The 26,046-nt window shown below is 60.5% G+C and carries 19 protein-coding genes and 2 pseudogenes; 5 read left to right on the forward strand and 16 right to left on the reverse strand.

Annotation, left to right across the window (positions count from 1 at the left end; translation table 11 throughout):
• Positions 1 to 260, reverse strand: a pseudogene (locus AC1D1L_RS30830) (ISL3 family transposase); the annotation flags it as partial.
• A gap of 72 nt (positions 261 to 332) precedes the next feature.
• Here AC1D1L_RS30830 and AC1D1L_RS30835 point away from each other — a divergent pair.
• Positions 333 to 1,034, forward strand: coding sequence for an IS6 family transposase (locus AC1D1L_RS30835; RefSeq protein WP_006329070.1), 702 nt, complete (start codon positions 333 to 335; stop codon positions 1,032 to 1,034).
• A 231-nt stretch (positions 1,035 to 1,265) separates the two neighbouring features.
• Here the strand turns inward: AC1D1L_RS30835 and AC1D1L_RS30840 are convergent, their stop codons facing one another.
• Entirely contained in the window at positions 1,266 to 1,610 is a 345-nt protein-coding gene (locus tag AC1D1L_RS30840; protein WP_146172645.1) for a helix-turn-helix domain-containing protein, read from the reverse strand.
• 46 nt (positions 1,611 to 1,656) lie between these two features.
• Between AC1D1L_RS30840 and AC1D1L_RS30845 the strand changes: the two genes are divergently transcribed.
• The gene (locus tag AC1D1L_RS30845) at positions 1,657 to 2,136 is read left to right on the forward strand and encodes an NADAR family protein (RefSeq protein WP_107653146.1); all 480 of its coding nucleotides are present in this window, start codon (positions 1,657 to 1,659) and stop codon (positions 2,134 to 2,136) included.
• Here AC1D1L_RS30845 and AC1D1L_RS30850 read toward each other — a convergent pair.
• From AC1D1L_RS30850 to AC1D1L_RS30875, 6 genes and pseudogenes are all read right to left on the reverse strand, one after another.
• Positions 2,133 to 3,071 carry a PfkB family carbohydrate kinase gene (locus AC1D1L_RS30850; RefSeq protein WP_477345139.1) on the reverse strand — a complete coding sequence of 313 codons (939 nt, stop codon included), beginning with the start codon at positions 3,069 to 3,071 and terminating at the stop codon, positions 2,133 to 2,135. The genes AC1D1L_RS30845 and AC1D1L_RS30850 overlap by 4 nt on opposite strands.
• The gene (locus AC1D1L_RS30855; RefSeq protein WP_107653148.1) at positions 3,055 to 5,034 is read right to left on the reverse strand and encodes an HAD hydrolase family protein; all 1,980 of its coding nucleotides are present in this window, start codon (positions 5,032 to 5,034) and stop codon (positions 3,055 to 3,057) included. The genes AC1D1L_RS30850 and AC1D1L_RS30855 overlap by 17 nt, the downstream gene beginning before the upstream one ends.
• The gene (locus AC1D1L_RS30860; RefSeq protein ID WP_477345141.1) at positions 5,031 to 6,179 is read right to left on the reverse strand and encodes a hypothetical protein; all 1,149 of its coding nucleotides are present in this window, start codon (positions 6,177 to 6,179) and stop codon (positions 5,031 to 5,033) included. Before AC1D1L_RS30860 ends, AC1D1L_RS30855 begins: the two co-directional genes overlap by 4 nt.
• Positions 6,169 to 8,085, reverse strand: a complete 1,917-nt coding sequence (locus tag AC1D1L_RS30865) for a hypothetical protein (RefSeq protein WP_107653150.1) — start codon at positions 8,083 to 8,085, stop codon at positions 6,169 to 6,171. The genes AC1D1L_RS30860 and AC1D1L_RS30865 overlap by 11 nt, the downstream gene beginning before the upstream one ends.
• A 2-nt stretch (positions 8,086 to 8,087) precedes the next feature.
• The gene (locus AC1D1L_RS30870) at positions 8,088 to 9,215 is read right to left on the reverse strand and encodes a phosphoribosyltransferase-like protein (protein WP_477345144.1); all 1,128 of its coding nucleotides are present in this window, start codon (positions 9,213 to 9,215) and stop codon (positions 8,088 to 8,090) included.
• A gap of 321 nt (positions 9,216 to 9,536) precedes the next feature.
• Positions 9,537 to 10,039: pseudogene (locus tag AC1D1L_RS30875) on the reverse strand (metallophosphoesterase family protein); the annotation flags it as partial.
• 876 nt (positions 10,040 to 10,915) lie between these two features.
• On the opposite strand from AC1D1L_RS30875, the gene AC1D1L_RS30880 reads away from it, so the two are divergent.
• Positions 10,916 to 12,649 carry a hypothetical protein gene (locus AC1D1L_RS30880; RefSeq protein WP_107652801.1) on the forward strand — a complete coding sequence of 578 codons (1,734 nt, stop codon included), beginning with the start codon at positions 10,916 to 10,918 and terminating at the stop codon, positions 12,647 to 12,649.
• Positions 12,650 to 13,046: 397 nt separating this feature from the next.
• Here AC1D1L_RS30880 and scpB (AC1D1L_RS30885) read toward each other — a convergent pair whose 3' ends face one another.
• From scpB (AC1D1L_RS30885) to AC1D1L_RS30915, 7 genes are all read right to left on the reverse strand, one after another.
• Positions 13,047 to 13,742: an SMC-Scp complex subunit ScpB gene (scpB, locus tag AC1D1L_RS30885; RefSeq protein ID WP_214393832.1), complete on the reverse strand. Its 696-nt coding sequence runs from the start codon at positions 13,740 to 13,742 to the stop codon at positions 13,047 to 13,049.
• Between the two features lie 2 nt (positions 13,743 to 13,744).
• Entirely contained in the window at positions 13,745 to 14,704 is a 960-nt protein-coding gene (locus AC1D1L_RS30890; RefSeq protein WP_477345147.1) for a DUF1403 family protein, read from the reverse strand.
• 340 nt (positions 14,705 to 15,044) lie between these two features.
• Positions 15,045 to 16,250 (reverse strand): plasmid replication protein RepC, encoded by a 1,206-nt coding sequence (gene repC / locus AC1D1L_RS30895; RefSeq protein WP_477345149.1) that lies wholly within the window; start codon positions 16,248 to 16,250, stop codon positions 15,045 to 15,047.
• 154 nt (positions 16,251 to 16,404) lie between these two features.
• A complete protein-coding gene (repB, locus tag AC1D1L_RS30900; protein WP_436175331.1) occupies positions 16,405 to 17,370 on the reverse strand; it encodes a plasmid partitioning protein RepB in 966 nt (321 codons plus the stop codon).
• Positions 17,371 to 17,447: 77 nt separating this feature from the next.
• Positions 17,448 to 18,650, reverse strand: a complete 1,203-nt coding sequence (gene repA, locus AC1D1L_RS30905) for a plasmid partitioning protein RepA (protein WP_214393836.1) — start codon at positions 18,648 to 18,650, stop codon at positions 17,448 to 17,450.
• A gap of 1,246 nt (positions 18,651 to 19,896) precedes the next feature.
• A complete protein-coding gene (fic, locus tag AC1D1L_RS30910; RefSeq protein ID WP_436175446.1) occupies positions 19,897 to 21,000 on the reverse strand; it encodes a protein adenylyltransferase Fic in 1,104 nt (367 codons plus the stop codon).
• Between the two features lie 174 nt (positions 21,001 to 21,174).
• The gene (locus AC1D1L_RS30915; protein WP_477345152.1) at positions 21,175 to 22,431 is read right to left on the reverse strand and encodes a site-specific integrase; all 1,257 of its coding nucleotides are present in this window, start codon (positions 22,429 to 22,431) and stop codon (positions 21,175 to 21,177) included.
• A gap of 126 nt (positions 22,432 to 22,557) precedes the next feature.
• Between AC1D1L_RS30915 and AC1D1L_RS30920 the strand changes: the two genes are divergently transcribed.
• The gene (locus tag AC1D1L_RS30920) at positions 22,558 to 23,580 is read left to right on the forward strand and encodes a DUF1403 family protein (protein ID WP_477345154.1); all 1,023 of its coding nucleotides are present in this window, start codon (positions 22,558 to 22,560) and stop codon (positions 23,578 to 23,580) included.
• A 5-nt stretch (positions 23,581 to 23,585) separates the two neighbouring features.
• Positions 23,586 to 24,341, forward strand: a complete 756-nt coding sequence (gene scpB, locus AC1D1L_RS30925; RefSeq protein WP_477345156.1) for an SMC-Scp complex subunit ScpB — start codon at positions 23,586 to 23,588, stop codon at positions 24,339 to 24,341.
• Positions 24,342 to 24,567: 226 nt separating this feature from the next.
• Here the strand turns inward: scpB (AC1D1L_RS30925) and AC1D1L_RS30930 are convergent, their stop codons facing one another.
• Positions 24,568 to 26,022 carry a hypothetical protein gene (locus tag AC1D1L_RS30930; protein ID WP_477345158.1) on the reverse strand — a complete coding sequence of 485 codons (1,455 nt, stop codon included), beginning with the start codon at positions 26,020 to 26,022 and terminating at the stop codon, positions 24,568 to 24,570.
• Positions 26,023 to 26,046: the final 24 nt, after the last annotated feature.

Raw genomic sequence — 26,046 nt, forward strand, 5'->3', positions numbered from 1 at the left:
AGGATGCCGTTGAGGATGCCGTTGAAGCGCATCGCCAGGCGCCGCATCGCGGCGAAAGCGTCAGATCCCTGCTTCAGGGCATCGACCTTCCTTGCCTGCCGGCCTGTCATCAGGCCTCGCGGCTTGATGCACAGCGCTGCGGCAATCACCGGCGAGATCGCATGACCGGTTTCCGGGTCTCGAACCGGCTCCAACTTCAAGGCCGTGGGTGGTACATCATAGGCCTGCTCCCTTTCGGCCCGCCGCCAAGCTCCCAGCAAGGTTCTGTTGCAAACTTTTTCGTTACGGGTTGTCTGGCAAGTGACCTCCGACATTTTTTTCGGAGGTTTGTGATGTTCAGAGGCCGGCATTTCGACCGATCGGTCATCCTGGTGTGCGTTCGCTGGTATCTGGCATATGGACTGAGCCTGCGCGATTTGAAGGAGATGATGGCCGAGCGTGGCATTAGCGTTGATCATTCGACGATCCATCGCTGGGTTGTTCACTTCTCGCCCTTGCTGCTGGAGCGCTTCAACCGGCGCAAGCGCGCAGCGACCGGCAAATGGCATGTTGATGAAACCTACATCAAGGTCCGAGGGCAGTGGATGTATCTCTACCGCGCTATCGACAGCGTCGGCGACACGGTCGAATTCTATTTCAGCGAACATCGGGATTTGCCGGCGGCCAAGCGTTTCTTCAGGAAAGCGCTGGAGCGCCATGGGCGTCCCGATCGTGTCGTCATCGATGGTAGCCAGACCAACCAGGAGGCGATCGTTTCCTGCGATACGACACATCGATTGCAGGATCGCTGCAGGCGCCGACCGAAGCCGATCCGAATCCGCCAAAGCCAATACTTGAACAACCGGATCGAGCAGGACCATCGGCGGATCAAGCGCCGTGTTCGGCCGATGCTCGGCTTCAAATCTCCCGCAGCCGCAAGCATCATCCTCGACGGCATCGAAATGCTTCACATGATGCGCAAACGACAGGCGAGGTTCGCCTTCAACCCAAATCCGTCATTGGCCGAGCAGTTCGATATCCTCGCCGCCGCATAAGCACCGCCCGCCATCTCTTCTTGCTTCAGTTCAACAAAAATTTGCAACAGAACCCTTCTCGGCGACAAATGTCGCCGAACTCGTTTTTACCCTCGATTGAGATCGTCCATTCCATCGCCATCGTCGTCTCCTTGAACAAGGGACGTTCATGGCCCAGTCCACGCTAACAAATCGTAGCCGCGATTACCCCAAGAAGTTACCGGTCTCTTCCAGACGAGCGATAGCAAGAGGTTAGCGCTCGCGAAGCGCCCCGATGGTATCAAGCACTCGTACGATCTTGTCGGCACCCTCAGGGGTCTTGTCCCATAGGCCGCGTAAGCTCGCCTGCAACTTCGTCCATGCGGCGGTTTCGGCGTTGGGCTCGATCAAGGTTGAGTCCATATCCAGCCCCAATACCTTGCAAATTTGCACGACGCTTTCGCTAATGCGACGAAACTTGCCACGCGTGATGCGACCGACCTGGCTGGCATGCACGCCAACTACAGCACCGATTTGGGTGTCAGTGAGTGCGCAATCGGTGCGCGCTGCGACGATTCTTGCGCGGAGTACCGAAATTTCATTTTCAGTTGCCTTCATGCAGATTTGCATGTAACAAAATGTGCAAATTTGCAAGGGGCACATTATGGCAGATGAAATCCGCTTCTATCGAGCCAGCGAGCGGCCCTACGGTGCGTTCAGCAATCTTTATCGGTGCGAAATCGAGTTTGAGGGTGAGCGCTTCGCCACGAGCGAGCATGCCTACCAGGCGGGGAAGCCGCGCAAGAAGGCTGTCCGCGACTGGCTGATGAGTGCGCCGTCCCCGGCATTACTAGCGATGGCCGCGCACGGCCTGTATTATTGGGATGTCGCGCCGGGCTGGTCGGTCGGCAAATTCGACCGGATGCGCGGGGTGCTCCGGGCCAAGTTCGAGCAGCATACCGACCTGCGCAATCTGCTGCTCTCTACAGGCGATGCTCGTTTGGTGGAGAGCGCCACCGTCGACAATGATGTCAACCGCCTTTGGGGCGAAGTGAACGGGGTCGGCAAGAATATGCTCGGCGTGCTGTTGATGGAGTTGCGCGCGGAGTTCCGCCGCGAAACGCCGGTGGCGGCGGCGGCCTAGGTCGGGAAATCGCGCCGCGCATGCTCTAGGATGGACCGCACATAAGAGACGTCGCGCTGCCGGAACACGCCCCGCGCGCCGGCAAATGCGCAATTTTCCGCCGCGAGCCGCTGGCCTGCGACTACGCCGCCCATCAGGTCATGGATATCCAGGCCCGAGAGCCGCGGCGTGGCTCGGGCCAATAGCCAGTCGATCAGCCCGACGCTCACCATGTCGCCTGACCCGCAAGTGTCCGTCACCTGCTTGGCAGGATAGGCCGCACTCCAGATCCGCTCACGACCGTGACGGAGTTCGAGGCCATCGGCGCCGTAAGTAACGATCGCCATTGCCGCGCTGGCGGCTACCTTATCGTCGAGCTCGGGGCCCAAACGATCCGAGGAATATTTAAGCACGCTAGTGATCGCGAGCGCTTCGTCGAATAGCGCATGATCGATGTCGGACGGTTCGAAATAGATGATCGCACCGCCATGGTAAGCCTGCGCCATCGCGTCGAGGATCGCCGGCGACAGGCGATCGGTGTAAAAGAGTGTGCAATTTTCTAACGCGACCGTCGCAGATTGCAGCTCCTCGTGGCCGATCGGCTGATAGCGCGGATATTCCTCGAAAGTGTCACAGCAGGTGAAACTGAAGCTGTGATGGCCCGAACGGGTGTCGAGTTCCTGGCGCAAGACCGGAGAGCGGCGTCCGGGATGACGATGGATGTAGCGTGTATCGGCGCCGGCGATCTCAAACTCGGCAAGCAACTGCTCACCGATCTCATCAAGCCCAAGTGCCAAAACCGGCGTGACCTGCCTTTGAAGCATGGCAAGCGACACGAGCACGTTGCCACACGACCCGCCAAGCGCCTCTGCGGTAAGATCGCCGTCGGCGTAAAGCCGATCGAGCACCGCAAAACCGGTGCCGACGACATCAATCACGTCACGTTGTGGGATCATAATGTTTTGCAATTGCACTTATTTCGGCAAAGCTGTCGAGTCCCAATGAGGACACATCTAAACAAACGCATCCGTCACCATCACGTTCCAAGGCCTGGAGCAGGCGCAGCAGCGCCTCGGGACCGGTGAGCGTCTTGCCAAACAGAGTCCAGCAACCGTCGTGGCGGTCGCAGACCGTTCCAACGCTGATCCCATGGGCGTGCGACAGCAGCTCATTGTCATTACCATCGCGACCGCCACTATCGCCGATGCACAAAATTGCTAAGTCGTTCGGCAACTTCTGCCGCACGCGGTCGACGACGCTGAGCTTGCTGGTGCCGGCCGCAAAGAAATCGATGCTGTGGCCTGAGCGCCTAAACCGAACGGCGCCAGACGCGATGGACGGACAGTCTGCGAGAGCCGCCGGAAAGGCCAAGCGATCAGCGAGATTATCGAGCTTGATCGAAATTTGCACGTCGCTGAACCGCCCCTCGAAAGCTCCAGAGAATAATTCGGGATGTGATCCGAGCCAAGCGTAGCATTGCGCCAGGTCTGGATCGGACGCTGGTCGATCCACCTCGATGTCGATGCTGAGAGGCTGTATATAAGCCCCGTTGTAATAGCCTACGAGCACGTGGTCGCGCATAGTCACCGGAAGTACGGCGCGCAGCGCTTTGCCACCCGATCCGCCGCGCCCGGTGGCGATCGCAATGCGCACGCCAATCGCATCGAGGCGTACAAGCTCATCGACGATAGCAGTCCGGGGATGTCCGAAACGCTCGTCATCGGAAATGATCGTGCCGTCATAGTCGAGGACGATCGCGCCGACCCGAGCGTCCGCAAGCGCGTCGCGTCGCGCGGCGCAGGCAGCCCGGATACAGACTTGATTATCAGTCACATCATCGCGCTCGAGTGCGGCCGAGCGCTTTTGTCGGACCGCTGGCCCAAGCTCACGCGCAAGAGCGAGTAATCCGTCTTCCTCGTAGAGGTTTCGGCCAAAATCGCCGATACCCGGCTTTCCTGGATCGATGCCGGTCGCGGCCCCGATCGCCTCGACGATCACTAGGCCCTCGACAATCCCGGCCGCTGTGCGCATGCGACCGGCATTGCCGAAGTCGAAGACATGCCGCCGTAGCGCCTGTGGCAACAGGGAGTTCGCGCGCTCCCATATCTCGCGGCTATCATCGCCGATCAGCCCGAGGATGACGGTTCGTTCGCCTCGATGATGCAGCCAGGTGTGGCGACCATGGGCGAAGTTGCGGAGGTCGGTTCGCTGGATCGGGCACAGCGCAGCCTCCCAAGCGGAGGTCTCGATAAGCTCGGCGACGGCGCGAAGCTGGGGATCGGCGACGATCAGCAGGACATCGTCACTCCGCACATCGGCGAGTTGAGCCTGCATGGCCTGCCGGGTTGCTGGGTTCATCCACTTGCGCAGGCGTTTGATTACAGCTGCAACGAGCGCCTCGCCCAATGGATCGGCCGATACCAGATCGCTGGCGAACAAGAGTGCGAGGACCGAGCCGATGAGCGAATGGGTGGCGAGAAAACCGTCCTTCGCATCGGCGACCGGAATGCTGGTCACTGTGTTGCCAGGATCTGCGGAAATGGCCTGAACCGCAGCGCCAGTGGCGTTGCGCGTCAGGAGATGGATTTGTGCGGCACCGCGCGAGCGAGCGGCGGCCACGCTGGCGATGCTATCGGCATTGTCGGCGCCAGCGCTGAATAACCAGACATCACTCTGCTTAAGTTCGTCGTTGGCGAGCACGAATTCGGCCGGGGTCACTACGTGAGTTGCTGCTTCAAACAGCGTTTCCCTACACCGCGCGAAATACTGCGCGGTGATCGCCGAGCCACCGGACCCAATTGCGACCACCTGGCGGTGCCGGCTTTGCCGAAGCGCCTCGGCCAGCACGCGCAAATCCGCGCTCGCGACCAACTCGGCGGTGCGCAGCAGCGTGTCGAGCTTTTCGGCGAATCGGGTCATGCTGGTTTGTCCCTCACCGTCTCAGCCTTATCTGCCGCACCGGCCGGTGCGGCGGATGCATCGCCAAGTTCGCTATAGGCAGGGCCGGACAGGAGAAGGTGGACGCGCATGTCGGGTGTCGCCGCGACCGCAGGCTTTGCCGGATCGAAGTCGTAGCGCACAGTCTCGATATACTGGACGGGAAGGTCATGCTCGATCGCGGCCATGAGCGCCCCCGCAGCCATTACGCGGCTGCCGACGGGGGAGAGGATGATCGACGGTACGAATACCTGCTCGACCGCGTCGGAGTAGCGTTTGGTGAGTATGCTCAAGGTCCGATAGCAATCCAACGGGTTGGATTCGGAGACATATACGAGATCACGCGGGTCCACCTGCCACTCGTCGACGAGCTGAGCCTCATATTCGGCGATCAGCGCGTCCGCCCGGCGCGGATCGCGTGCCGGGAACGGTACTACCGGACAGATCTTATAGGTGCCGCGGATCGAACGGCCGATATCAGTGAGCGCGCGTGTGCGCCCTTTGGCCAGCTGTGGGACCCAGATTCGCGCGATCTCCAGCTTCGCATCGCTTTGGTCGGTGCCGGCAAAGCCACGAACGGCAATCGGACGATCACCCGGTTCGCTCGCAATGGCATCGTCCAACTCTGGGTTAGACGCGATCATGATGTGGAAAGCAATGCCGCAGCTCTCACAATAGTCGAGCAGGAGGCGCGCGGCGGGAAACGCGACGCCGATCGATAACGCTGTCATGTCGAGCACGATGTCGGTGGTTTCAGCGGCGATGCTGTGACCACGGATGACCGAAGCGGTGCGCGCTCCGGCGATCGGCGCATTATCGTTGCCGAAAATATCAACCGTGGCAATTTCGCACCCGGGTACCAGGCTTCTGAGTAGTACAGCGTTCTGATCGGCCGCCGCGACGAGACCCGCGTCCGGGGTACCTCGCTCCTCCCGGATGAATAGGCCCTTGAGACGTTCACCAAGATGACCGGCGAGAATCGTCGCGATACCGAGCGATCGGGGGTCGAAGCCCGCGGCGGCCACCAGCAGGCAATGGACGTCTGTGCGCCCAAAGTATTCTCCTGCGAACACGTCGACCTGCGCATCGAAGTGGGCGATGCAGTTTTCCCAATGGTTATGCGCCATCCAAGCCCCCCTGCTCGCGCAGATAGCCAACATCGCGCTCGAGGAAGCCGCCCCGGTGCAAGGTCAGCCCATGCGAGAGTGCAACCACGCCGCTGAGCTCGATGAGGCACCAGTTCTTGCTTCCTTGGCCATAGTCACGGGTGACCTCGATCGCGCCATGGGCGACGGCATATTTGAGGATGAGCGCAAGCTCGTCGTTTGAGAGGAGAAGCTTGGCCATCTCCTCTTCTAGAACACCAACCGCATTGGCGCCGGCACCGAGACGGGCGTGGGGCAGCAGCGAGACTTCGCGGCAGTCCGACGCGATGCCATCGACCATCGCGCGGACACGGCGTGCGAAGGGGAACGCCCAACCATCCATTATTTCTACAGCCTTGGCGCTCAGCACATCCTGTTGTGCACTCGCTGGAAGCGCCAGCGCTCGTCCCCGGATCGCTTGGGTTTCCATGCGTGCGACTAGCGCGCCGGCGAGTTGGAGGAACAGCTCGGCATTTTCGTTGCTTGCGTCGCACAGCGTGTCGAAACCGTAGTGGAAAGCACGCCCGCTCAGCGCGTGGAGATGCAGCCTGGCGGCCTCGGCGACCGATGCATTCGCCTTGAGCGGTGTCCGCGGTTCTGGATCAAAGTCCTCGAACAGTGATACCTGCTGATCGGAAACGCGGTTGGCATAACGCGCCATCAGGACTCGGACCATGGCAAGGGCGACCTCCGGCTCACGGTCGCCAGATTGCGTCCCCGCAAGATAGCCAGCCACCAGTTCCTCGATCGAGATGCGCCGCGCCGGAGTTACGTCGAAGCGCTGCTGGTCGCGCTCGACGAGAGCCGCGAGTTCGCGCAGCTTCGCCTCAGACAGGCGTGGTGGTTCGTCGGGGACAAGCCGCCGAAATGGCGGAAGGTTACGATTGCGGAAGGCGGTGACGCGCGGGAGGTAGCGGTCTGCCATGTCCGCCGCCATGTCGCGGAAGCGCCGCCGCTCCTTGTCGCGGCTTTCGCCGCCCTGCATGAAGATATCGACATAGTCGCGGTCGGGCTGGAGATTATGCGTGGCGACACTACGAGCCGACCGGAACACGGCGCCAGGGCTGAGGGCGTCGAGCCGCATCATCAACCAGCGTCCGAATTTGATCTCTCGTCGCGCGAGCGCGGTGAAGATCTGCTCGAACTGGTCTGGGTGAAGCGCGTGGACGTCGTCTAGGATAGCGAGCGGCTTGACCGTCAGACGCTCTCCCATCCACGGAATATCGATCTCCTGGATGCATTCGAAAGGCTGATAGGGTTCAGTCGCTGCCTTCGGCAATTTATCGATGTCTGGCGGCAGCAAACTCGCTCCGATTGAATAGATCGCGCGCTGCACTTCGAGCGCGCGGTCGCGAATACCGGTCGCGGTCAGCCCGCCGATCTGCTCGAGGTGCGCTTCCGATGCTTCCCGGGCGATGAAGCGAATCTCGTCGAGCCGGCGATGGTCGCCATTGGTTAGGCCACGCAGCAGAGCGAGCATAGTGCGCGCCTGGACCAGCCACAGGGCGAGTTTGGTTTTGACGCTGTCCTCATAGGGCAACTCCCAGAAGTCGCGATACTCGGATTCCATAGGAATGCGGACAGCTGCGACCCCGGGTTTCCCGTCTTGCAGAAACCCAGCGCCGGCGAGGGCTATGGAAAGCTGCTTGTTAGTGTCGTTGGTGGGGTCGCGCAGGATCGTTTCGACGAGGCGAAACTCGGCCAGCATGGCCAACATGGTTTTGCCGCTTCCCGGCGCGCCGACGATGCGGATAGGCAGATCGAAAATGTCGGCCTTGCGGGGATGCTCGGCCAGGAATGTGGTGAGCGGCGCGGGACTCACGATCTCCAGGAAAGTGGTGTCGTCACGAATGTATTCGGTGGCGCGGCGGAGGAATGGATTTGCCATGGTCAGCCGTGCCTATCACGCCGACGAAACAAGGGCTGCATCGCGTGACCATTTTCGTTGGTCGTTTCCGCCCAGAGTAGTGGAATGCTGTTGTTAGGTGTGTTGTGCTCAAGGATAAGCGGCAAAGCGCAGTCGGCATAACCCATCTTGAGATCGGCCTGCTCTGCCTCGCCTGCATGTTCGACCAGCCGAAGGTAGAGATCGTGATTATAGTACTTTTCGCAAAGCGCGATGACGGCGTCGTCAGCGCCTAGATTGAGCTTGAGCGAGGCGGGCAGCAAGGTGCCCTGGGTCACATCGATTGACCCGAAGGTTCGGTCCGCCCATTCGAGATTGGCCAATTTGGTACGTTGGAGGAGCGCCTCGTGCGCCTGGGTGGTCGAGACATAATGATGAATATGCAGCGCGTAATTCTCGACGATCGGAAAGGTCTTTCCCTGTTCCTCAACCGCCTTGCGCGCACCGATCAGCATGTCGTTGAACTTTTGCAACTTGCCCTTCCACTCGCCATCCTTGAAGCGAATGAAGGTCGTACCTGAGGCGGTGAAATCGTCGATCAGGTAGACGTGCTCGAACTGTTCGTCGCCGGCGTCGGCTTCCTTGATTTTCTTCGCAAGATCGAGCCATTTCTCGGTGCCGATATTCATCATCGGCACGACCTGCTCCTGGGTGATGCGGCCGCTGTTGGCGCGCCGCATGATGTCGATGCGGCTGCCGTCGCTCATGCCTATGAATAGGGAGCGTCGCTTAATTCGCTTGAAGGCTGCGACCCCATCCCTGCTGCCCCAAACCTCATGGGGTGGAATGCCGGCCTGCTTGGCGGCAAGGCGCCGCAGATGCGGCGTCACCGTTTCTGGATAAAAGGCTTCGATCACGCGATAAAGCTCAGCATTGGAGATGTAGACTAGCCGGTGCTTAATAAAATCATAGGCCGTCTGGCGGTCCTCGGCACCGAACTGTTTCAGCCAGATTGCCAGATTTTCGATGAAGCGGGATCCCGCGCGGAAATCGCTGTAGCCGTCATATTTGGTCGACGCCATTAGCCGCAGCCAAGTATACTCAGCCGTCGCCACGCCGTCATCGGTCCAGTTCATGATTTGCGCAATAAGGCGCAGGCCGAGCAGGTTCATCGGCACCACGCCGTAACATATTCAAATATCGTCTCGTGCACAGAATCTCCCCCCTGGAGAGTTTGTAGCGAATTGCTCACCGTTGGCAAAGCAATTGAGTCGCGCTTTGAATGGAATGATGCGTACTCTCGAAATGGAGGAGAAATCGATCAGATTATGCTGCGACTATCGGCTTCACACGTCAATCGGCCCAAAGCTAACGATGGGAACGTCTAAAAAATAGTGAATGAGTGAATGCGGCAGGAATACTGAACGATCGTCTGCTCCCGGAGTCGCGCCATGACGGACTGAACGGCTGAGATGAGGCGCGAAGCGCTCCTTGGCCAGGCTCGTATGCATGATGCCGATGTTCGCTGCTCCCTCTTGCTGTACGGCATATTTGGGCAGCAGGCTTTCGGGCGCTTGGGGCTGGCGAAACTCAGCCCATGGAACGCGACGTCCACCCCAGCGCCAGGCTGGATGACGGATTGGCAGCGGCCGCCAAAAATGGTCACCGTGTCGGGCAATATGAGCTGCTTCGTAATCCGCGACATGGCGTCATGATTGCCGCGGATCATGTAGACCCTGACGCCAGCTTGATGGAGACGCGCCATTTGCGCGGCCAGAAAGCGCGCCGTCTTCATCGACGTCTGGTCGCCATCGTAAAGATCGCCGGCAATAACCAGAGCATCGACACGCTCCGCAAGGCAGAGATCGATAATCGTGATCAAGGCTTGGCGGCTAGCGTCGCCGACGAGCTCGGCAAGCTCGGGATTGCGCAGGGCAAGCGAGCGCAGTGGCGAATCGAGATGGATGTCAGCCGTATGAACAAATCGAAATGCCATTCGCAATGCTCTCCTGGCGGACGGAAGCTCAAGCGAAACGCCAAGCCAAATTTCGCCGAACGTCCGGCAAGCGCCGGTGCCGCCTCGTTTTCGGTAGCAAAGTCGGCCTGCCTTCAGCAACAGTTCCGACGAGTTGATACATTCTTCTCTTCCCAGGAAAGTCCCCATCGGTGCGGCGGCAGCCACACCGCGCACGTGGCAAGAGCAAATTAGGGTGTACAAAGCGCAGACGATGAAATGTTCGGACGGACGGACGTTGTCATTTCATCGTCGAGCCGCTTCGTAATGCCGAGACCGGTTCGACAGGGCGGCCTAAAGAGCGTCAGCATAGCGCCGCCGCTGGTCGGGCGCGCGTCCCCGGCGAGGCGGCGCTCGGCCCTGGTCTGGAGTGATTCCGGTCGCCAGCCCGGTACGTTTGGCCATCTATGGCGCCAAGGCACCCGCCGATCCGCAGAAAGGCCGCAAGGTTACCAATATTATGGTAGAACCAGTTGGGCGGCTTGTTGGTGATCCCGGTGCCGGCGCCGAGCTCAGGATCCTGTTTGATCTCAGAGCGCCTATGTCCACGGTCGGCCCGTGACGCCCATCTCAAGCGCGGATCGATCCGCACCGTAGCTCGGCCAGGCGCGTTGTTGCGGCGTTGGTCGCACAGGCGTTGGGTCGCGAAGGAACCGCCGCCCCAGCTGACCGCGAGTCCTTCTTGATTCCTTGACACCGCGGTCCTCAAGGCCCATGCAGCGTCCGAGTGATGGACCTCAACCAATGCGGATTGAAGTGCACGGTCCACGCGAAAGTCGTCCAGCGCTTGCACAATTCCAACTGACCCGAATCACGGCTAAGAAGTAGCGCGACAGACGCTGCGGGGGGCTTTCTGCTATGCTGACTCTTGGTGAAGCTTTCAGGCTTCTGTTCCCTGACGCGTCTCGGCAGATTCTAGGCTTTGTCGAGGCGCCGGTTCTGCCAGCCGATATTTTCGCATTTGCTGCCTACGTTCTCGAAGCAAGCGGGGCATATCATCACGTCACCCCTGAGTCGGGTGCTCCCAGCCCTGATCGGCAGATCATCGTCGATGGCAAGATGCGAGCGCGGGCAATACGCGTCGGCAAAAGCTGGAGAGAGTCCACCGTCCCTCCCGGCAAGCTTCCGTCGGTTCCTGCGCGTATCACCAAGCTATGGCGCGGCCTTCAGCCGTTTTCGTCAGAATTGGCATTCACAAATTTGGCTCCCGACGCAGTATGTCCTTCTTGGTGGCCTATCATGGTCGAGCTCTTGATGATCTCAGACGAAGCCAGCCGGCACGTCGGCTTTGTGGCGGACAACATTTTCTATGCACCGGTCGTCGAGGCGTTCACAGAAGGTGACGTGATCAGCGGTCGCGAATTCAGGCGAATCCAAAGTGGCCCAGCCACGATATCGACTGCGGATCCGAGCATCGTTTGCGTGCAACCCAAGTCCCGCACACCTGCGGTCGGATGCACGATGCGATCACTTAGCCATCATCTCGCACTGCTGCCTGGGCAAGGCTCGGTTCGCGCTAGTTGGGTGACGTCGCCTTTTGAGGCCGACGGTGCAGCGCCACAGAACCTCGGACTGCTACTGATACCTTATCCCTATGCGGTTGATGCCTCAGTGTTCGTGGCTGCGGGTGACGCACGAAATCGATGGGGTTGGTTCGGTGTCGAGCAGCAATGGCTTCCAGCAATCGGGGACAGCGAAGGCCGCAAAGCATTTGTCATATTTGTGTTGGACTTGGTCAGGGCCGCGCGCAAGGGCGAGCGCCGGGTCGATGGCGTCGTCCTGCCGGAGCTATCGCTTGACCTGCCCCTATTTCGCCAACTGGCGCGTGCCTTGGCTGAGGAATCTGGCGTTGACTTCCTTATCTCCGGCATCAGTAGCGACCGCCACGGGCGAGAAGGCAATTTCGTTGCCATTGCCCCATTCTTCCTGACCGGCGAGGGCAAGTTGACCGGTGGGCTGGATCAGCTTTTCCTAATTCGGGAGAAGCATCACCGATGGAAGCTGACCGAGCCCCAGATAAAGGACTACCAAATCGAGGCCGCGCTTCCGCCGTCTCGCAGCTGGTGGGAACATCTGAATCTGCTCGGCCGCGGCCTGGACCTGCTTGTCTACCGAGGCGGCACATCCCTGACCACGCTGATTTGTGAGGATTTGGCCAGGGTCGACCCTTGCCAGGCAGTGCTGCGCGCGGTTGGGCCCAACTTGGTTGTCGCGCTATTGATGGATGGGCCGCAGCTTGAGGGCCGTTGGCCGGCTCGCTACGCGACTGTGCTGGCGGAAGACCCCGGGTCCTCCGTACTAACCTTCACTTCGCTTGGACTTATCGAGCGTCAGAACCAAGCGAAAAAATACCCGCAATCCAGCGCGATCGGACTTTGGAAAGACGAGGCGCACGGTGTGCAACGGCTGGAATTGCCCAGAAGCAGTGACGCCGTCCATCTCGTCCTTAAGGCCGACACTAAGACCGAGCATACGTTGGACGGGAGATCGGACGACGCCAACGCTCACCGGTGGGTGTTCGAAGGCTATGAGGGGATATCCGCAGATCCTCTTGCCAAGCCAAAATGGCTAAGCACTGGAAAAGCCCGTTAGGAACCGGTCCGGTTGTTTCGGTTTGTAGGCGACTTTTGCTTTAGTGCGCTGTAGGCAGATCGGGCCTGCTTCCGAAATGACTCGAAAACGCGCTGCTCTTCAGCCGAGCGCGGCGTATCCTTGCGCTGCCTGATCGCCTCCTTGGCGGCACGCGTAGCAGTCCCATAGCGTTCTTTGAGATCAGACATGATTGCTCCTTAGCACCATTTACTTAATCCCTAATTGCCTGGGAGCCAAGCGACTTGCCCTAATTTCCTTTATTCGCCGAGAGTAAGCCTGCAGGTCGACGGCTAAGCGATGTGAGCCTCCGCCAATTCACCCCCCTGGCGAAATCGTTGACCAAGTGCCCAGCACTGCATGGACAATCCCAAAACCCGCTCGGCTGGCTTAAGCAACGCTATGCGTTGGACGGTACTTCATCCTCCAAGTGATGAGCCGGCAGCCCAGTGGGGATGTCGCCGGTCAGCAGCTTCTCCTTCGACAGTAGCCCCGCGTCCTCGAGCGCCTCGAAATCCGGCAGCTGGCGCAGCGTGTCGAGCCCGAACTGCGACAGAAAATTTTTGGTCGTCACATAGGTATAAGGCGCCCCCGGCTGCGGGCTGCGCGGCCCCGAGGCGATCAGCTCCTGCGCGCGCAGCACGCCGATCAGATCGCGCGAAACCTCCTTGCCGAAGAAGGAAGAAAGCTCGCCACGGGTGATCGGCTGGAAGTAAGCTATGCACATCAGCACGAGAGCCTCGGATTGCGACAGTTCTTTTGCCCCCTCGCCCGCTGCCGTGCCGAAGGCGGCGCGGATGGCGTCGCCAAAAATTTTCTTGGTCCGGTGTTGCCAGCCGCCGGCGACCGCGACCAGCTCGTAGGGGCGACCGGCGAGCTCGGCGCGGATGTCGTCGATGATCAGCTCGAGATTGCAGTTCCTTCCCACCACCCGCGCGAGGACACTGCGTGTCACCGGTTCGCTGGCGGAAAAAATCACCGCTTCGACCCGGCCCATCCATTCGCGCCAGCGCAGCTCGGCCGGCAGATGTTCCAACTCGGTATCCAGCAAAGCCGGCTGAACGTTTGGCTTCCGGCGGGCGGACGCTTCGCTCATCGCTACAGCCCGAACAGCCGGAATGTGGGGCGGCCGGAGAGTTCGCGCACGGCCTCCAGTTGCTGCAGCCGTTCGAACAGCCGCCGCGATGCAAAGCGCGACAGATTTTTCGTCATCAGCGATCCGGAGACGGCGTCTTCACTGAGTAGCAGAAAGATTACGTCGCCGGCGCCTTTGGCGCGCAGTTTTGGCGCCACCGCCAGGAGTTTTTCGGCCCGGCGCGACAGCTCGGCGGCCAACCGACAGGCGTCCGCGGCGGCCGCAACGAGCGCGACGCAAACCGCCCACTCAAAATTCTTGTCCCCGGGCCGGATGCGCCGGCCACCGGCCTCGCGGCGAAAAGCCGGACCAAAGGCCTGCGCCATCAACAGGGGCAGCGGCCGCGGCCAGCGCAGGCGTTGCGCCAGCACCAGATCGGAGAGCCACCACGCAAAAAGCTCGCAGTCGGGGCGTAAGGCGACGACGTGACCGGCGAGCGCCGCGGCGGCAAACGGCGCCGGCCGCTGCAACCCCGCCAGTTTTTCGATCTCCGTGCAAAGGTCGGCGAGAGCCGCGCCGTCCCAATGGAGCCCTAGTTGGTCAGCGATCTTTTCGAGCCGATCGGAGTCGGCGACAGGCGGCTGGACGGACAACCGCCGCCAGGCGCCGAAGATCGCGCCGGCGGGACCGGGATCGGCGCCGGCCGGGCGCAGGTACCAGGCGTCGCGCAAGGCGGCCTCGTCCTCTGAACGGCCGGCGAGCTGCATGCTGGCGGCGGCACCGCGAAGCGCCAGCCGATGCCGCCAGGCCCCGGCCCAATCAGCCTGCCCCCGCGCGAGGCTGTCGAGCGCACTCAGGGCGGCCCCGGCCTGGAAGGCGGCGTCGGCATCGCTCGGCGCGCGCCCGGCTGCAAGCGCCCAGGCCGGGACGGTCGGCGGCACGTTGGGGGCCGGGCTGGCGGTCGCGGGATCGAGGCGAATCATGCCTGCGAGGTTAAAGCTGCCGTGCGCTTAGTGCCACAAATTTCGCCTCAAAACGCACAGCCTGTCGCAGACGTAAAACGAACGATAATCTTGCATTGGCGAAATCTTGGAAGCGAATCCAAAGACCAAGGATCGCTAATTAATTCATCCCGAAAATCTACGCGGGCTAAAGATTCGACCTAGGAGAGTAGCGCCAGGCCCCTCCCCTCTTCCGGTAGAAAAACCCGTAGCCGGATCGTCGGATTTGTCGGCCGCTGGGCGGGACGCTCTGTGCGTATCTATCATCGTCGGCGCCTCTAAATACTGCCCAGCGCGCTCGTCAAGCGGGGCCTCGCATCTCTCATCCGGCCATCCTCGCCGTCACGCCATTCGCCTTTAGTGCCGCCATCAGCATCGGTCCCACGGAAAACTGCCCCGCCCTCGCCTTTTCGGTCAAAACCCGCAGATAACCGCCGGCCGAGTTGATATGCTGCGCCCGTTGCAAGATGCAGGCAACCACAATGGCGGCGACCTCCTGGCCCATCTCATGGCAAGCCTCCTCGTATGCTGAGGGCGAAATACCAAGGTAGCCTCTCACCTGGGCCGCGGTAATCATCAAATCGCGCCAGGTTCCGATCCCGTGCACGGCGTAGTCTGAAATTTCGGGGCACGCTTTCAGCACCAGCCCTATTGGATAGCTTTTCAGCTTCTCATCGGTTCGCTGCCTTGGCTCGACCGCCGCCCTGCTTTGGTCGGAAGCTGGTTCAAATACAAGAATGGAGTCTGTGTTTGAATCCGATTGCTGCCGCTCATTTTGGGACTCATTGGCGCTAGGATTCGTAGAATTCATGAAGTTTTCCAGCATGATATCCACTTCGTCACGAAGTCTGGTCAAGTCGGCAACAATTGCCTCCAGTTCGGACAGCGCTGCCCGCCGGGGGATTGCATCTACAACGGCTCTAAACCGTCTCCAGACGGCTCCCCAGTCGCCAGGAACGCCCTCCTCGATCGCCGCCTCGACAAGTTTGTGGATGTCGCGACGATGGAGCGTAATCCGCTCCCTCATCAACTTGAGCGCCAGGCTGTCGGCGCGCACCTGCTCGGCAGCATGCTGAAACTCAGCGGCCCGTGCCAGCAGCGGCGCCAGCGAGAACCCGAACGCTTCCTCAATCGCACCACCCTTTCCCTTCCGGGCGAACCTTTTGCCGTTTGGACTGTCCCGACGGACGACAAGGCCGCAACTCACCAGCTCGGCCAAGTGTCGCCGCAATGTGGAACTGGGCATGCCGTGCGTGCGAAGCGACAGCTGCGCATTCGAAGGAAAGACCATCAGGCCGTTTTCCTCACTGATTTGGTCGTCCGGATAGAAAGACAAGAGCCCGCTCAGCACGGCCAGAGCGCGGTCTCCCACACCTACGACAGTCTTGCCTTCGCACAACCAACGATAGACCTGCCATTTTTCGACAAGAGCCCCGTCCGGAATCTCTCGTGATGCCGCATTCGCTTGCACCAAGGCAAGCGTCATCGGCCGCCGCCCAAAGGGCGTCGTCGCGTATCCACTCTCCATTTCCCTCACCTTTCAATCAGGCAAAAGAAATCAGCTCGCCGAAACGGCGCCACGACTCTTGACAGTGATTCGGGGAAGTGCGATTCTCAGCTTGCTACAGACCGAGAAGGGCTTCCGCGACGGCGACGTTCGGGGGCCTTTTTCTTTTGCGGTTTTAGTCTCCTGTTTTCTTCGCCATTTCCGACTCCCGAAAAGCCTCGAAAAGCTCGTCGAGCTTGCCGGCGATGAATGCGCCGAAGGGTGATGCTTCCTTGGATTTCAAGGCGAGCGTAAACACCTTTCCGGTGTCGGTGATCTTGGCTCGAACCGACCTATCATCGGGTGTCCAAGCCGTTTCCGTGGACTTCGTAGACGCATGCGGGCGTTTCGCTGGCACACTCATGAAGTCGAAGAGACGGGCAAACCGGGCATCGCTGCCTGGCTGGGCGAAATCGGCGCCTGCCACATACTCTGCCGCCCTCACCCCAGCCCCGGGAGGCTCCATGAGTTTGGCAAGCTGCCACCAGCGGTCCCGACCAATGCTCTTGGCAGCGCCTATCGCCAAAATGACCCGCTCGGGAATGTTGCTTGTAACCGAACGCATCTTCGAGAACGTCGTGTCATCGAGCGCAAGGGCCGACTTCACCGTATCCGGGGAATGGCCCCGCTTAAGAATTCGGTCGGCAAAAAGCGTCCTTTCGATGAAGGACAAATTGGCTCTGGCAGCATTTTCCTGCCCTTGGGCGATAACATGGTCCTCATCGTCCATCTTCTTGACGACAGCGCGGACCGGTCGGTCCAACTGGCGCGCGACCCTGACACGCCTGTGGCCAAAGACGGTTTGGAAGCGGCCCGAAACCTCGGGGTGAGGCCTGACCAGAACCGGCGAATCCTGCCCTCTCTCACGAATAGCTGCCAGCAATTCCTGGAAAGCCTGATCGTCATCGTCTATGCGGTCGGAAACGAATGACGTGTCGACCAATGCCGGATCAAGATCGACGACCGAACTCTTCGAGAGTTCCTCGAATGACTGCATGATCGAGCGGGACGCGCCGCGAACGGCGTAGGCTGAGACGTCCTTGACGTTCGCAACCGACGCCGCGGGGCCCATAACGCTGCCAAATATGTCCTTGCGTGCCATTCAATCGCTCCGATTCTCGGTTAGTCGACTGATTTCACGACCAAAATTCCTATTATTTACTGCCGTAAAACCCGCCGTCATGACCGGCCCCATGCGCGATGGATGAGCGTGGCGATCTCGGAATTCACCGCATCCAGTGATTCCAGTGCGCGGTCGTAGGTAGAGCGGGTAAAGGACGACTTCTCGACCTCGTAGAGTGTCTGTTTCGTCAGCCCCGCATCCGAAATGGCCGTCGACTTGAGCATCGGATTTTCGAGAATCTGGCCAGCCAGCATCGACTGCATGAAGCCAACCATCTGCGCCTGCGGGATGTCTGTCGGTTCGTAGCGCGTGATCAGGTAGCGAAACCAATCCAGCTCGATTGCTGCACCGGCTGCCTTGATGGTCTTCAAGATGCCGCCGAGCATCAGCAGGAACTGGCTCATCGACATCAGGTCGAGCATCTGAGGATGAACCGTGATGAGGACAGATGTCGCCGCCGACATCGCCGTCAAAGTCAGATAGCCGAGTTGCGGAGGGCAATCGACAATCACGACGTCATAGCGGTCGTCCACCTCCGACAACGCCCTTGCAAGCCTAGTAAAGAACTGGCGACCTACGTTGGACGTTCTGTCCTGCATGGCGAGCGGCGTGTCGTACTCATACTCCTGCAGCTCAAGACTGGCTGGAATGATATCCAGACCGGGAAAATTCGTCGGTACGATCACGTCGGAGATCGGCTTGCGCTCGTCGTCATAACGGATCGCCTCGTACAAAGAGAGGTTCCGATCAAGTTCCGGCTGGAAGCCATGCAAGGCGGACAGCGAGGCTTGCGGGTCGAGATCGATGGCAAGGACGCGATGGCCCGTCAGGGCTAGATGCTGGGCGAGGTGGGCGGCGGTGGTTGTCTTCCCGCTGCCGCCCTTGAAGTTCACGACAGCAACAACCTGGAGCTTGTCGCCAGCCTTGCGGTGCGGGACGTATTTCTTGACCTCGGTCCTGCCGTGTCGGTCCAGGAAATGGCGCAGCTCAAGCATCTGCTCGGCGGTATAGGATCGGCGCCCCGACGGTATCTGCTCGGGCAGGGGGCCCTTGCGTTCCAGATGGAGGCGCTTCAGATTGTTCTGCGATACTCCCAGATAGTGGGCTACCTCCGCCATCGAAAAAGACCGAAGGGTCTTGGTCGCGTTGGGCGGGAACTTCTCCATACGAAGCTGATTCAGTCGCCGCGATATCTCTTCGCCCTGCTCGATGATCGTGTTATCGAACTCGAAGCGTGGCAGCCGCATGGCAATGTTCATTTCTTGTCGAAACCTGAATTGGCGCTTTTTGTAAGTAATCCACTCAACAAGCGCCATTAAGCTCCGATTCGGTCAACCGCGGCAAGAAGTTTTAGGTTAACAGAAGGTTTACGGGGCCGAGGGGCTTTTACTGCCGGCTGCAGCTGATGTCATGAAGCCAATGCTCATGTGTGGAAGCCCATATTGTCCCGCTCTATGAGCTAAACACATGTTTTCTCTGTAACAAAGGCGATTTTTTACGGCAGTAAAATCATGCTTGTCGGGCAGGGATTGCAAGCGGCCGCACGCGGCCGCGTAGATCTCAGTCGAGGCCGGGGCATGGCCGCTGGGCGCGCAAATGGCCGCGCGGAGTTCAGATCATCGGGGACGTGGTCTGGGCGCTCGCTCGCGAGAATATATCGGGTAGGGGAGGGGATGCCGGCTCGAGCCGACATTTCTGGACTCGCCGGACTGACTGACGCATTCTCTTGGTGTAGGGCGATGGCGGTGTAGTGTCGGCAGGCACGGTCGGGGCAGGCACGTGCGCACGATCACTTTCAGACTGCTCGCATCTTCATGTTTATCGAGGGCCCGCCTATGCGCGAATTGCCAAAGAACATCGATGCTGACGTGGTGATCGAGATCAGTAAGTTGCTCGATGAGCATCCTCACATGGTTCCGGTTCAAGTGCATAAGCTCGCCGGGCTGGTTCGCCAGGGTCAAGACCGGTTTACCCGATCAGTCCATTGAAGAGTTGGCCGTCGAAATGGCCATGACACGCCAATTGGCTATGGTTTTCGATCTGCCAAGCCACGAGAATGTCGTGCCGCTCCCGGTGAGACGATAAGATGAAGACAGCGGGCATCATCGCCGCTGATCGCGGTCCCTCAAGAAACTCAGTTGCTGGCCGAAAAGCCGTGGACGGCAGTTCTCTGTCAGACCGATGCTGTGGCGGCGCTCAAGCCCCAACCGTGATGGTAGGGTGACCGGATGAAAATGCGGGTGACCTAAGAGGGGCGCGAATGGCGGGTGTCGGCATGCCAACTCTTGCAGGAGCGCCCCCGAAAAGAGGAGGCGGCCGGCGAGGATCGTGCCTGGCCATTGGCCAACGGTGACCTCGGATGAACAATTTTGGCGGCAATGTAGCGAACGAAAAAGTCCAGGCACGAATCAGATATGCCGGAAACCAGGGCAATCAAACGGTCGTCTTCGGATGAGGGCGAGATGCACGGCTGGGCGGTTTAGTGCCGTTAGGAAGGTGAGGGCTTCACCGGCCGCCTTGCGCCGGCTCGCGCTCGGTGAGAAGCGCCAGCAAGGCCGGATTGATATAGAGGTTCTCGCGACCAGCCTTGACTTCTTGCAACAGGCCATTGTCGACGAGGGCCTTCAGATAGACCGATGCCGCCTGTCGTTTCGCTATGCCGGATGAAACCAGGTCGCCGATACGGCAGTACGGATTGACGAAGATTATCTCGGCAAGCTCTCGGGAGTAGATTTTCGGGAGGTCTCGGCGCAAGCGCTCGGCGGTCTGGTCGAGCAGGTCGCGGATCGCGCGTATACGGGCAGTTGACCAGCCAGCAGTCTCAGTTACCGCGGCGAGCATGTAGAGGATCCAACTTTCCCACGCGCCCTCCGTCGTCACGGCGAGAAGGCGATCGTAGTAGGCTCCTTTGTTTCGGATGATATAGCGGCTTAGATAGAGCACCGGGATATCCAGGAGGCCCTTGTCAACCAGATAGAGCAGGTTCAGCACGCGGCCTGTTCGGCCATTGCCGTCGACAAACGGATGGATGGCCTCGAATTGGTAGTGCATCACGGCGAGGCGGATCAACGGATCGATGTCCTCGGCCTCATGGATGTAGCGCTCCCAGTTCGCCAGCTTGTCGCGCAGGAGGTTCTGTCCCTCGGGCGGGGTGTAGACAACCGCACCCGTCGCCTGGTTGACCAGGGCCGTGCCGGGCGTCGACCGAATGTCCAGTTCGACGCCCTTGATGGTGCGGCACACCGCGACTGCCGTTGATGTCGTCACAGGACGCTCTTGCAGAGTTCGGAAGCCCTGATTGAGCGCGGTGCGGTAGCGCAGCGCCTCCTTCGTGGCAGCATCAGCGAGATTTCCGGCTTCATTGGCGAAGCGAAACAAGCGGTCCGTCGTCGTGACGATGTTCTCTATTTCGGAACTTGCCTGGGCTTCTAGGAGCGGGATAGAGTTGATGAGGACTGCTTGGTTCGGGATAAGCTGACCCGATACCCTGAGCTCTGCCAGGGCCGCGCGCGCCACTATGCAGGCCTTGAGCACCACCTTCGTTTCAACATCCTCCTTTGGGGGCAGGGGAGGGAGGTCATTGTAAGGCCGGTCAGCCTGAAACGTCATGTCGCTGGTTCCCTGTTCGATCGACATGTCGGGGTTGATATGTCGTTGGCATCGACACATTGCCAAATCATGTCGATAGAACCGTAATCTATCGACATATAGTGATTGCAGCAAGGCTCGCGCAAACGGAGTTTATTGGCCCTTGGTAGGGGCGGGCTTCCTCTAAAGGGGCGTTTACAGCCCGCTTGCCTTGGTGAGGTTGATCCGAAACCGGTCGCGCCGGCGCTGATAGCGACGGGTCATTTCCGCAGAAGCATGGCCGAGCTGCTTCTGCACGTAGCGCTCATCGACCTCGGCCGAGGAAGCGAGGCCGGCGCGCAGCGAATGCCCAGAGAATTTGGTCCCGCGCTCGCCTTCCGACAGATCGCCACGAACCCCGGCGGCCAGCGCGGTGCGCTTGACCAGCCGTGCAACTTCCTGGTCATTGAGCCGCTCGGCTCCAACCGCTTTACCGTGGCCTGTTACCCGGCGGAACAGCGGTCCGTGCGCGATACGAGCGAGTTTCAACCAGGTCTGCAGGGTGACCACCGGGCAGGTGGCGTCGGAGGAGCCGCGGCCGATCTCGACCTCGCGCCAGCCGGTCTTTCCCCGTATCGTCACCAAAGCACCTTTGTCGAAGATTTCCACCCAACCGCGGCCATCCTCGGTCTGATCACGGCCGAGATCGAGGCCGACGATTTCCGAGCGACGCAGGCCGCCAGCGAAGCCAAGCAGCAGCATGGCGCGGTCGCGCAGGCCGCGCAGGGTGCCGCGGTCTAGGGTCTCCAGCATCGCGATCAGATCCTCGGGAAGAAGTGCCTCCTTCTGCCGTGGCGGCTGTGCGTGGCTGTTGCGAATGCCGGCGAGCACAGTGGCGATATGGCGGTCCTTGCGGTCGAGCGGCTGGCCACGTTGCGTATAATTCCAGGTAAGGGAGGAGAGACGGCGCTCGATCGTCGCCACGGAGTTCGGCTTCTTGTCCCCCGTTACCTTGCCGGACGCGCAGGCGGTGATATAGAGACCGACGGTCTGCGGGTCGGGGGGCGACACCTCCAGATTCTGGCGGCGTGCCCAGGCGCAAAAATGCTTCCAGTCGGTGGCATAGGCGCGGCGCGTGTTGGCCGAACTTGCCGCCTCGACATAGTCGCGGGCGCGGTCGGCGAGCTGCTCCAGGTGTGCCGGCAGGCGATTTGGCGCGGTGGACGACAGGGGAGGGGAGGGCGTCCCGTCCGAGGTGCCGTCGACAGGCCGGCCCATTGCCATGACGAGATCGATGATGTCCGGCAACTCGTTGTCGAGACCGCCGCTGTCGAGACAGTCGCCGGCAATCGGCGCTGACGGCGCGGCCGGCGTTGGGGCGGCGGAAAGTTCGACGGCGGCCGCCGTGCTATGGGACGTTGCGGAACTTCGCTGAGCGTGATTTCCGGGCTTGCGATCGATGAAAACGGCCATTTCCTCTATAGACAGCAAAACGAACGATAATGCAACATTATCGTTCGTTTTGTTGGCACGACAGGCGCAGCGCTTTCTGTGCAATTCAATTGCTAAAAGCGCCGCCATGATTCATGCTCATTCGCAATGATTCTGCGGCCCCAATCCCTCTCGCGCCACTTTGGTCCGCTCCCTGGAGCGCCAATCGCCACGCCGGCGGTCCTCGTCCCGACCTGGCTGCGCCGCGCCGTCGCCGATGCGCAAACCGTTGCGGGCAAAGACGTCGAGGATATCGCACTCGTTACCGGCGCCGCCATCGGCGCGCTCGATGCGGTGGTCCGCCGGCAGGAGCGGTGGGCCGGCGCCTGGCGCCAGCGGCTGGCGCTCGTCGCCGCAGGGGTGACGGCAAGGCAGGCTGGCCGCGTCGAGGGTGAAAGCGCGCTGCGCGACGCCGTACTGCTCACACGCCCGGGCGATTTTTTGTCCGTCGGTCCCGCCGGCAGGATGCTTGTGGCTTGGCGCAAGCTAGCCGCTACGCCAGCTGAAAATCTGCTGACCGAGGCGAGCATGGGCGCGGTGCTGGATGACCTCGGTCTCCGCCGCGACGATGACGCAGTCAGCGACCTGGCGGACGATCTTCGACAGCTTTCCGCGGGCATCGGAACGGTCGGCATGCTGACCGGCGCGTTCACGGCCACCGAAAGATATGGCTTCGCACGAGCCTTTGGATGCTGGCTCGCCGACGCCCTGCTGGCGCGGCGGTTGGTTTGGGCACATGCGGTGCCGCTGCTGGGCGCTGAGGCGGCCTTGGGCACAAGCACCCGCCCGCGTCGATCGGCAGCCAGCTCAGTGGCGACAGGCATTGAGACAAATCCTGAGCGTGCCAAAAATCTGCTTGCCGCGCAGGCGCGCGCCGCGTTGCGCGCGATTGATCTGTCCGCCGAGCTCGAGCGCCGCGCGGACCGGCTGCTTGCGGTAGCTCCGAAACTTAGGGCCAAGGCCGCGGATGCTGTTGTCGAAAAGCTCCTGTCCGACGACGCGATCGTGGCATCGCAAAAGATCGCCGGCATGAGCGACCGCGGCCTTCGCCGCCTGTTCGACCGGCTGGTCGAACTCGGTGCCGTGCGCGAGCTGTCTGGCCGCCCCACCTTCCGCATCTACGGGCTTTGACGACCATGGCGGAAGCGGCGCGCAGACGCGGAAAGGATAGGCCAGATGACCGTCGATCGGACGAACGTCGATCAGCTGACCAGCTGTTTGACCGGGAGCTGGATCATCTGCCACCGGAGGCGCGCTGGCGCGAGTGGATGAACCGCGTCGAGGCAACGATCTTTGCCGCCAGCGAACCGGTGAGCCGCGAAACGCTGGCGCGGATCGTCGGAAAAAGCTGCAGCGTTGACCTTTTGATCGACGACATCCGCGAAGAGCTGCGCGGGCGGCCCTATGACCTGGTCGCCGTCGCCGGCGGCTGGAAACACCTGACCCGGCCTGCCTATGCAGACGCCATCCGCGCTGCTGTAGGTGGAAGTGGGAAGACGGCCGATCTCACGCAGTCGGAGGTTTTGGTGCTGATGTGCATCGGCTACTTCCAGCCGATCATCCGCGCCGAACTGTCGTCTTTCTTCGGCAAGGAGATCAGTCGCGATTTTATTGGTCATCTGCGCGGTGCCGGCCTGATCGCTTCCGGTCCGCGCAGCCCAACGCCGGGCGCGCCCTACACCTACGTGACGACAAGAGAATTCCTGCTGGAGTTCGGGCTCGACACGCTGCGCGACCTGCCGGATTTCGAAGCGCTCGAGGACGCAGGGCTACTTTCCAAGGAGAAGCTGCTGGCGGGCGATATTCCGGCCGGGTTGGGAAGCGGGGAGCACGACGAGGATGATGAAATCGAAGGCTGTGATCTCGATGTCCTATCCGAGGCGCCTGAATGAGGATCCCTCCAACCACCCTTAGGCAGCATTCGGCCTTCACGGGGACGAAAGGTTTGCCTAGGCTAATGCCCTCCACAAATCCCGTTCGTCGGAGTCAGTCAAGCGACGACCGGAGGAAAGGTCGGCACCTGGGCCGCGACGCTGGATGAACTGGCACGCGAGCTCGACGTCGTCATCCTGGCGTCCGCGGGCAATCGCGCTCCTCGGAGTGGCAACAGGATAAGGATTATCCTGTTGCGCTGCTCTCCTCAAATCTAAGGCCTTCACCTAGCAGCCAATCCATGTAGGCGTCGCCTTCCTCTAGATCGACGTCTTCCGCCTTTGCGTGCTCGTAACCCATGAAGTCGCGTGCCTTCTCAAAAGAACATGGAACGGCTTTCATGAGCCATTTGGCACGAGCCAACTTTGCAAGGGCATCGCGTGCGTGCCGGTGATACTCGTCTACGGCTGCAACAAGATCGCGGTTGTTCCGCGCTGTCTCGATTGCCCACTCATAGTCAACATCGTGCATCTGGTTAGGGGCAATTGCGACGATAGCAGCCTCTACCTCTCCGATCGTCAAGCTCGACTCCTCCAAAGTGCCATCACGACGTTGGACCTCAGAAATGATATGCCGGCAGTCTTGGCAGATGAGCACAGTGACATGGGAGCCGATTACCATTCCACCCGTCACGTCGCCACCGCGCCAGTAGAGGTTGCTGACATCCTCCTCCGCGACCCAATCCTGAATGATGTGGATGCGCGCCGTCCATTTTCCCTTGTTCGACTTCCTGCATATCTCCCGCTTGGAGCGCTTACAGCACCCGCACGTCCAATCCTCGCTTACAGCATTCCAATGCTTTTGTTCGCCGTTCTGGCCCCCTACATCGGCGAACTCAGCATCGGTGGGCGGCTTGCCGGCACGCTTCACCTTCCGTTTCGCTGATTTGCCAACGGCGTCCCGCGCAACCGATCGGGCAAGTACTTTCATGCCGATGCTGCCACGGTCTAGGTGCGGCAATGCGTCCGTAACCTGCGCCCATACCAGCGCCCGGTCATCGATCCAGAAATCGGTCCGCATCCCGATCGCCACTTCGCGACGGTTCTTCCCCTTGGCGAACCGTATTGCCATCCGCTCAGCAAAATCGAGGCGATCCGCGATGTCTAGCTTCACCCGCTCCCACGTCGTGCGTGCCGCCTCAAAATCGACTGTATGGACACCGTTGTCGGTGGCGCGAATAAACCCGGTGATCTCTTTAGGTGAGAAAGTGAAGTCCCAATCCACGGCGCTGTCGAGTGCCGCCTTAGCGCTTCCCTCTGCCAGATTGCAGTCGATACAGATGAGCGTTCGTTCGAAGCGTTCCACGAACTGGAGCATGCCGTACTTGGCATGCGACACTTGGATGTTGAACTCGCGATCGTCCGACTTCTGGTTGATTTCCTCGAATAGCTTCCCGGCCTTATCGCCTAGGTGGTCGTGGTGCAATTCAAGTTGACATAGCAGGACGCCGGATGTCGTGAGTCTCGCAATCTGCGGCTTTGTCCTCCGGCAGCATTGGCATGTCCAGCCCTGCCAGGTGCCAGCCCATGCCCGATTGAGATTGAGCTTATCGGTGTTGAACCGGCGCAAAAGCGCTTTGGTCTGCGCACTCCATCGGCCATCTTGCATTCGTGCGAGCTGTTCTAACTCGTCGTCGGCCATGCTTTCGATGTCTGGGATGGTGAT

Source organism: Mesorhizobium sp. P2_D6 (genome assembly GCF_056404315.1).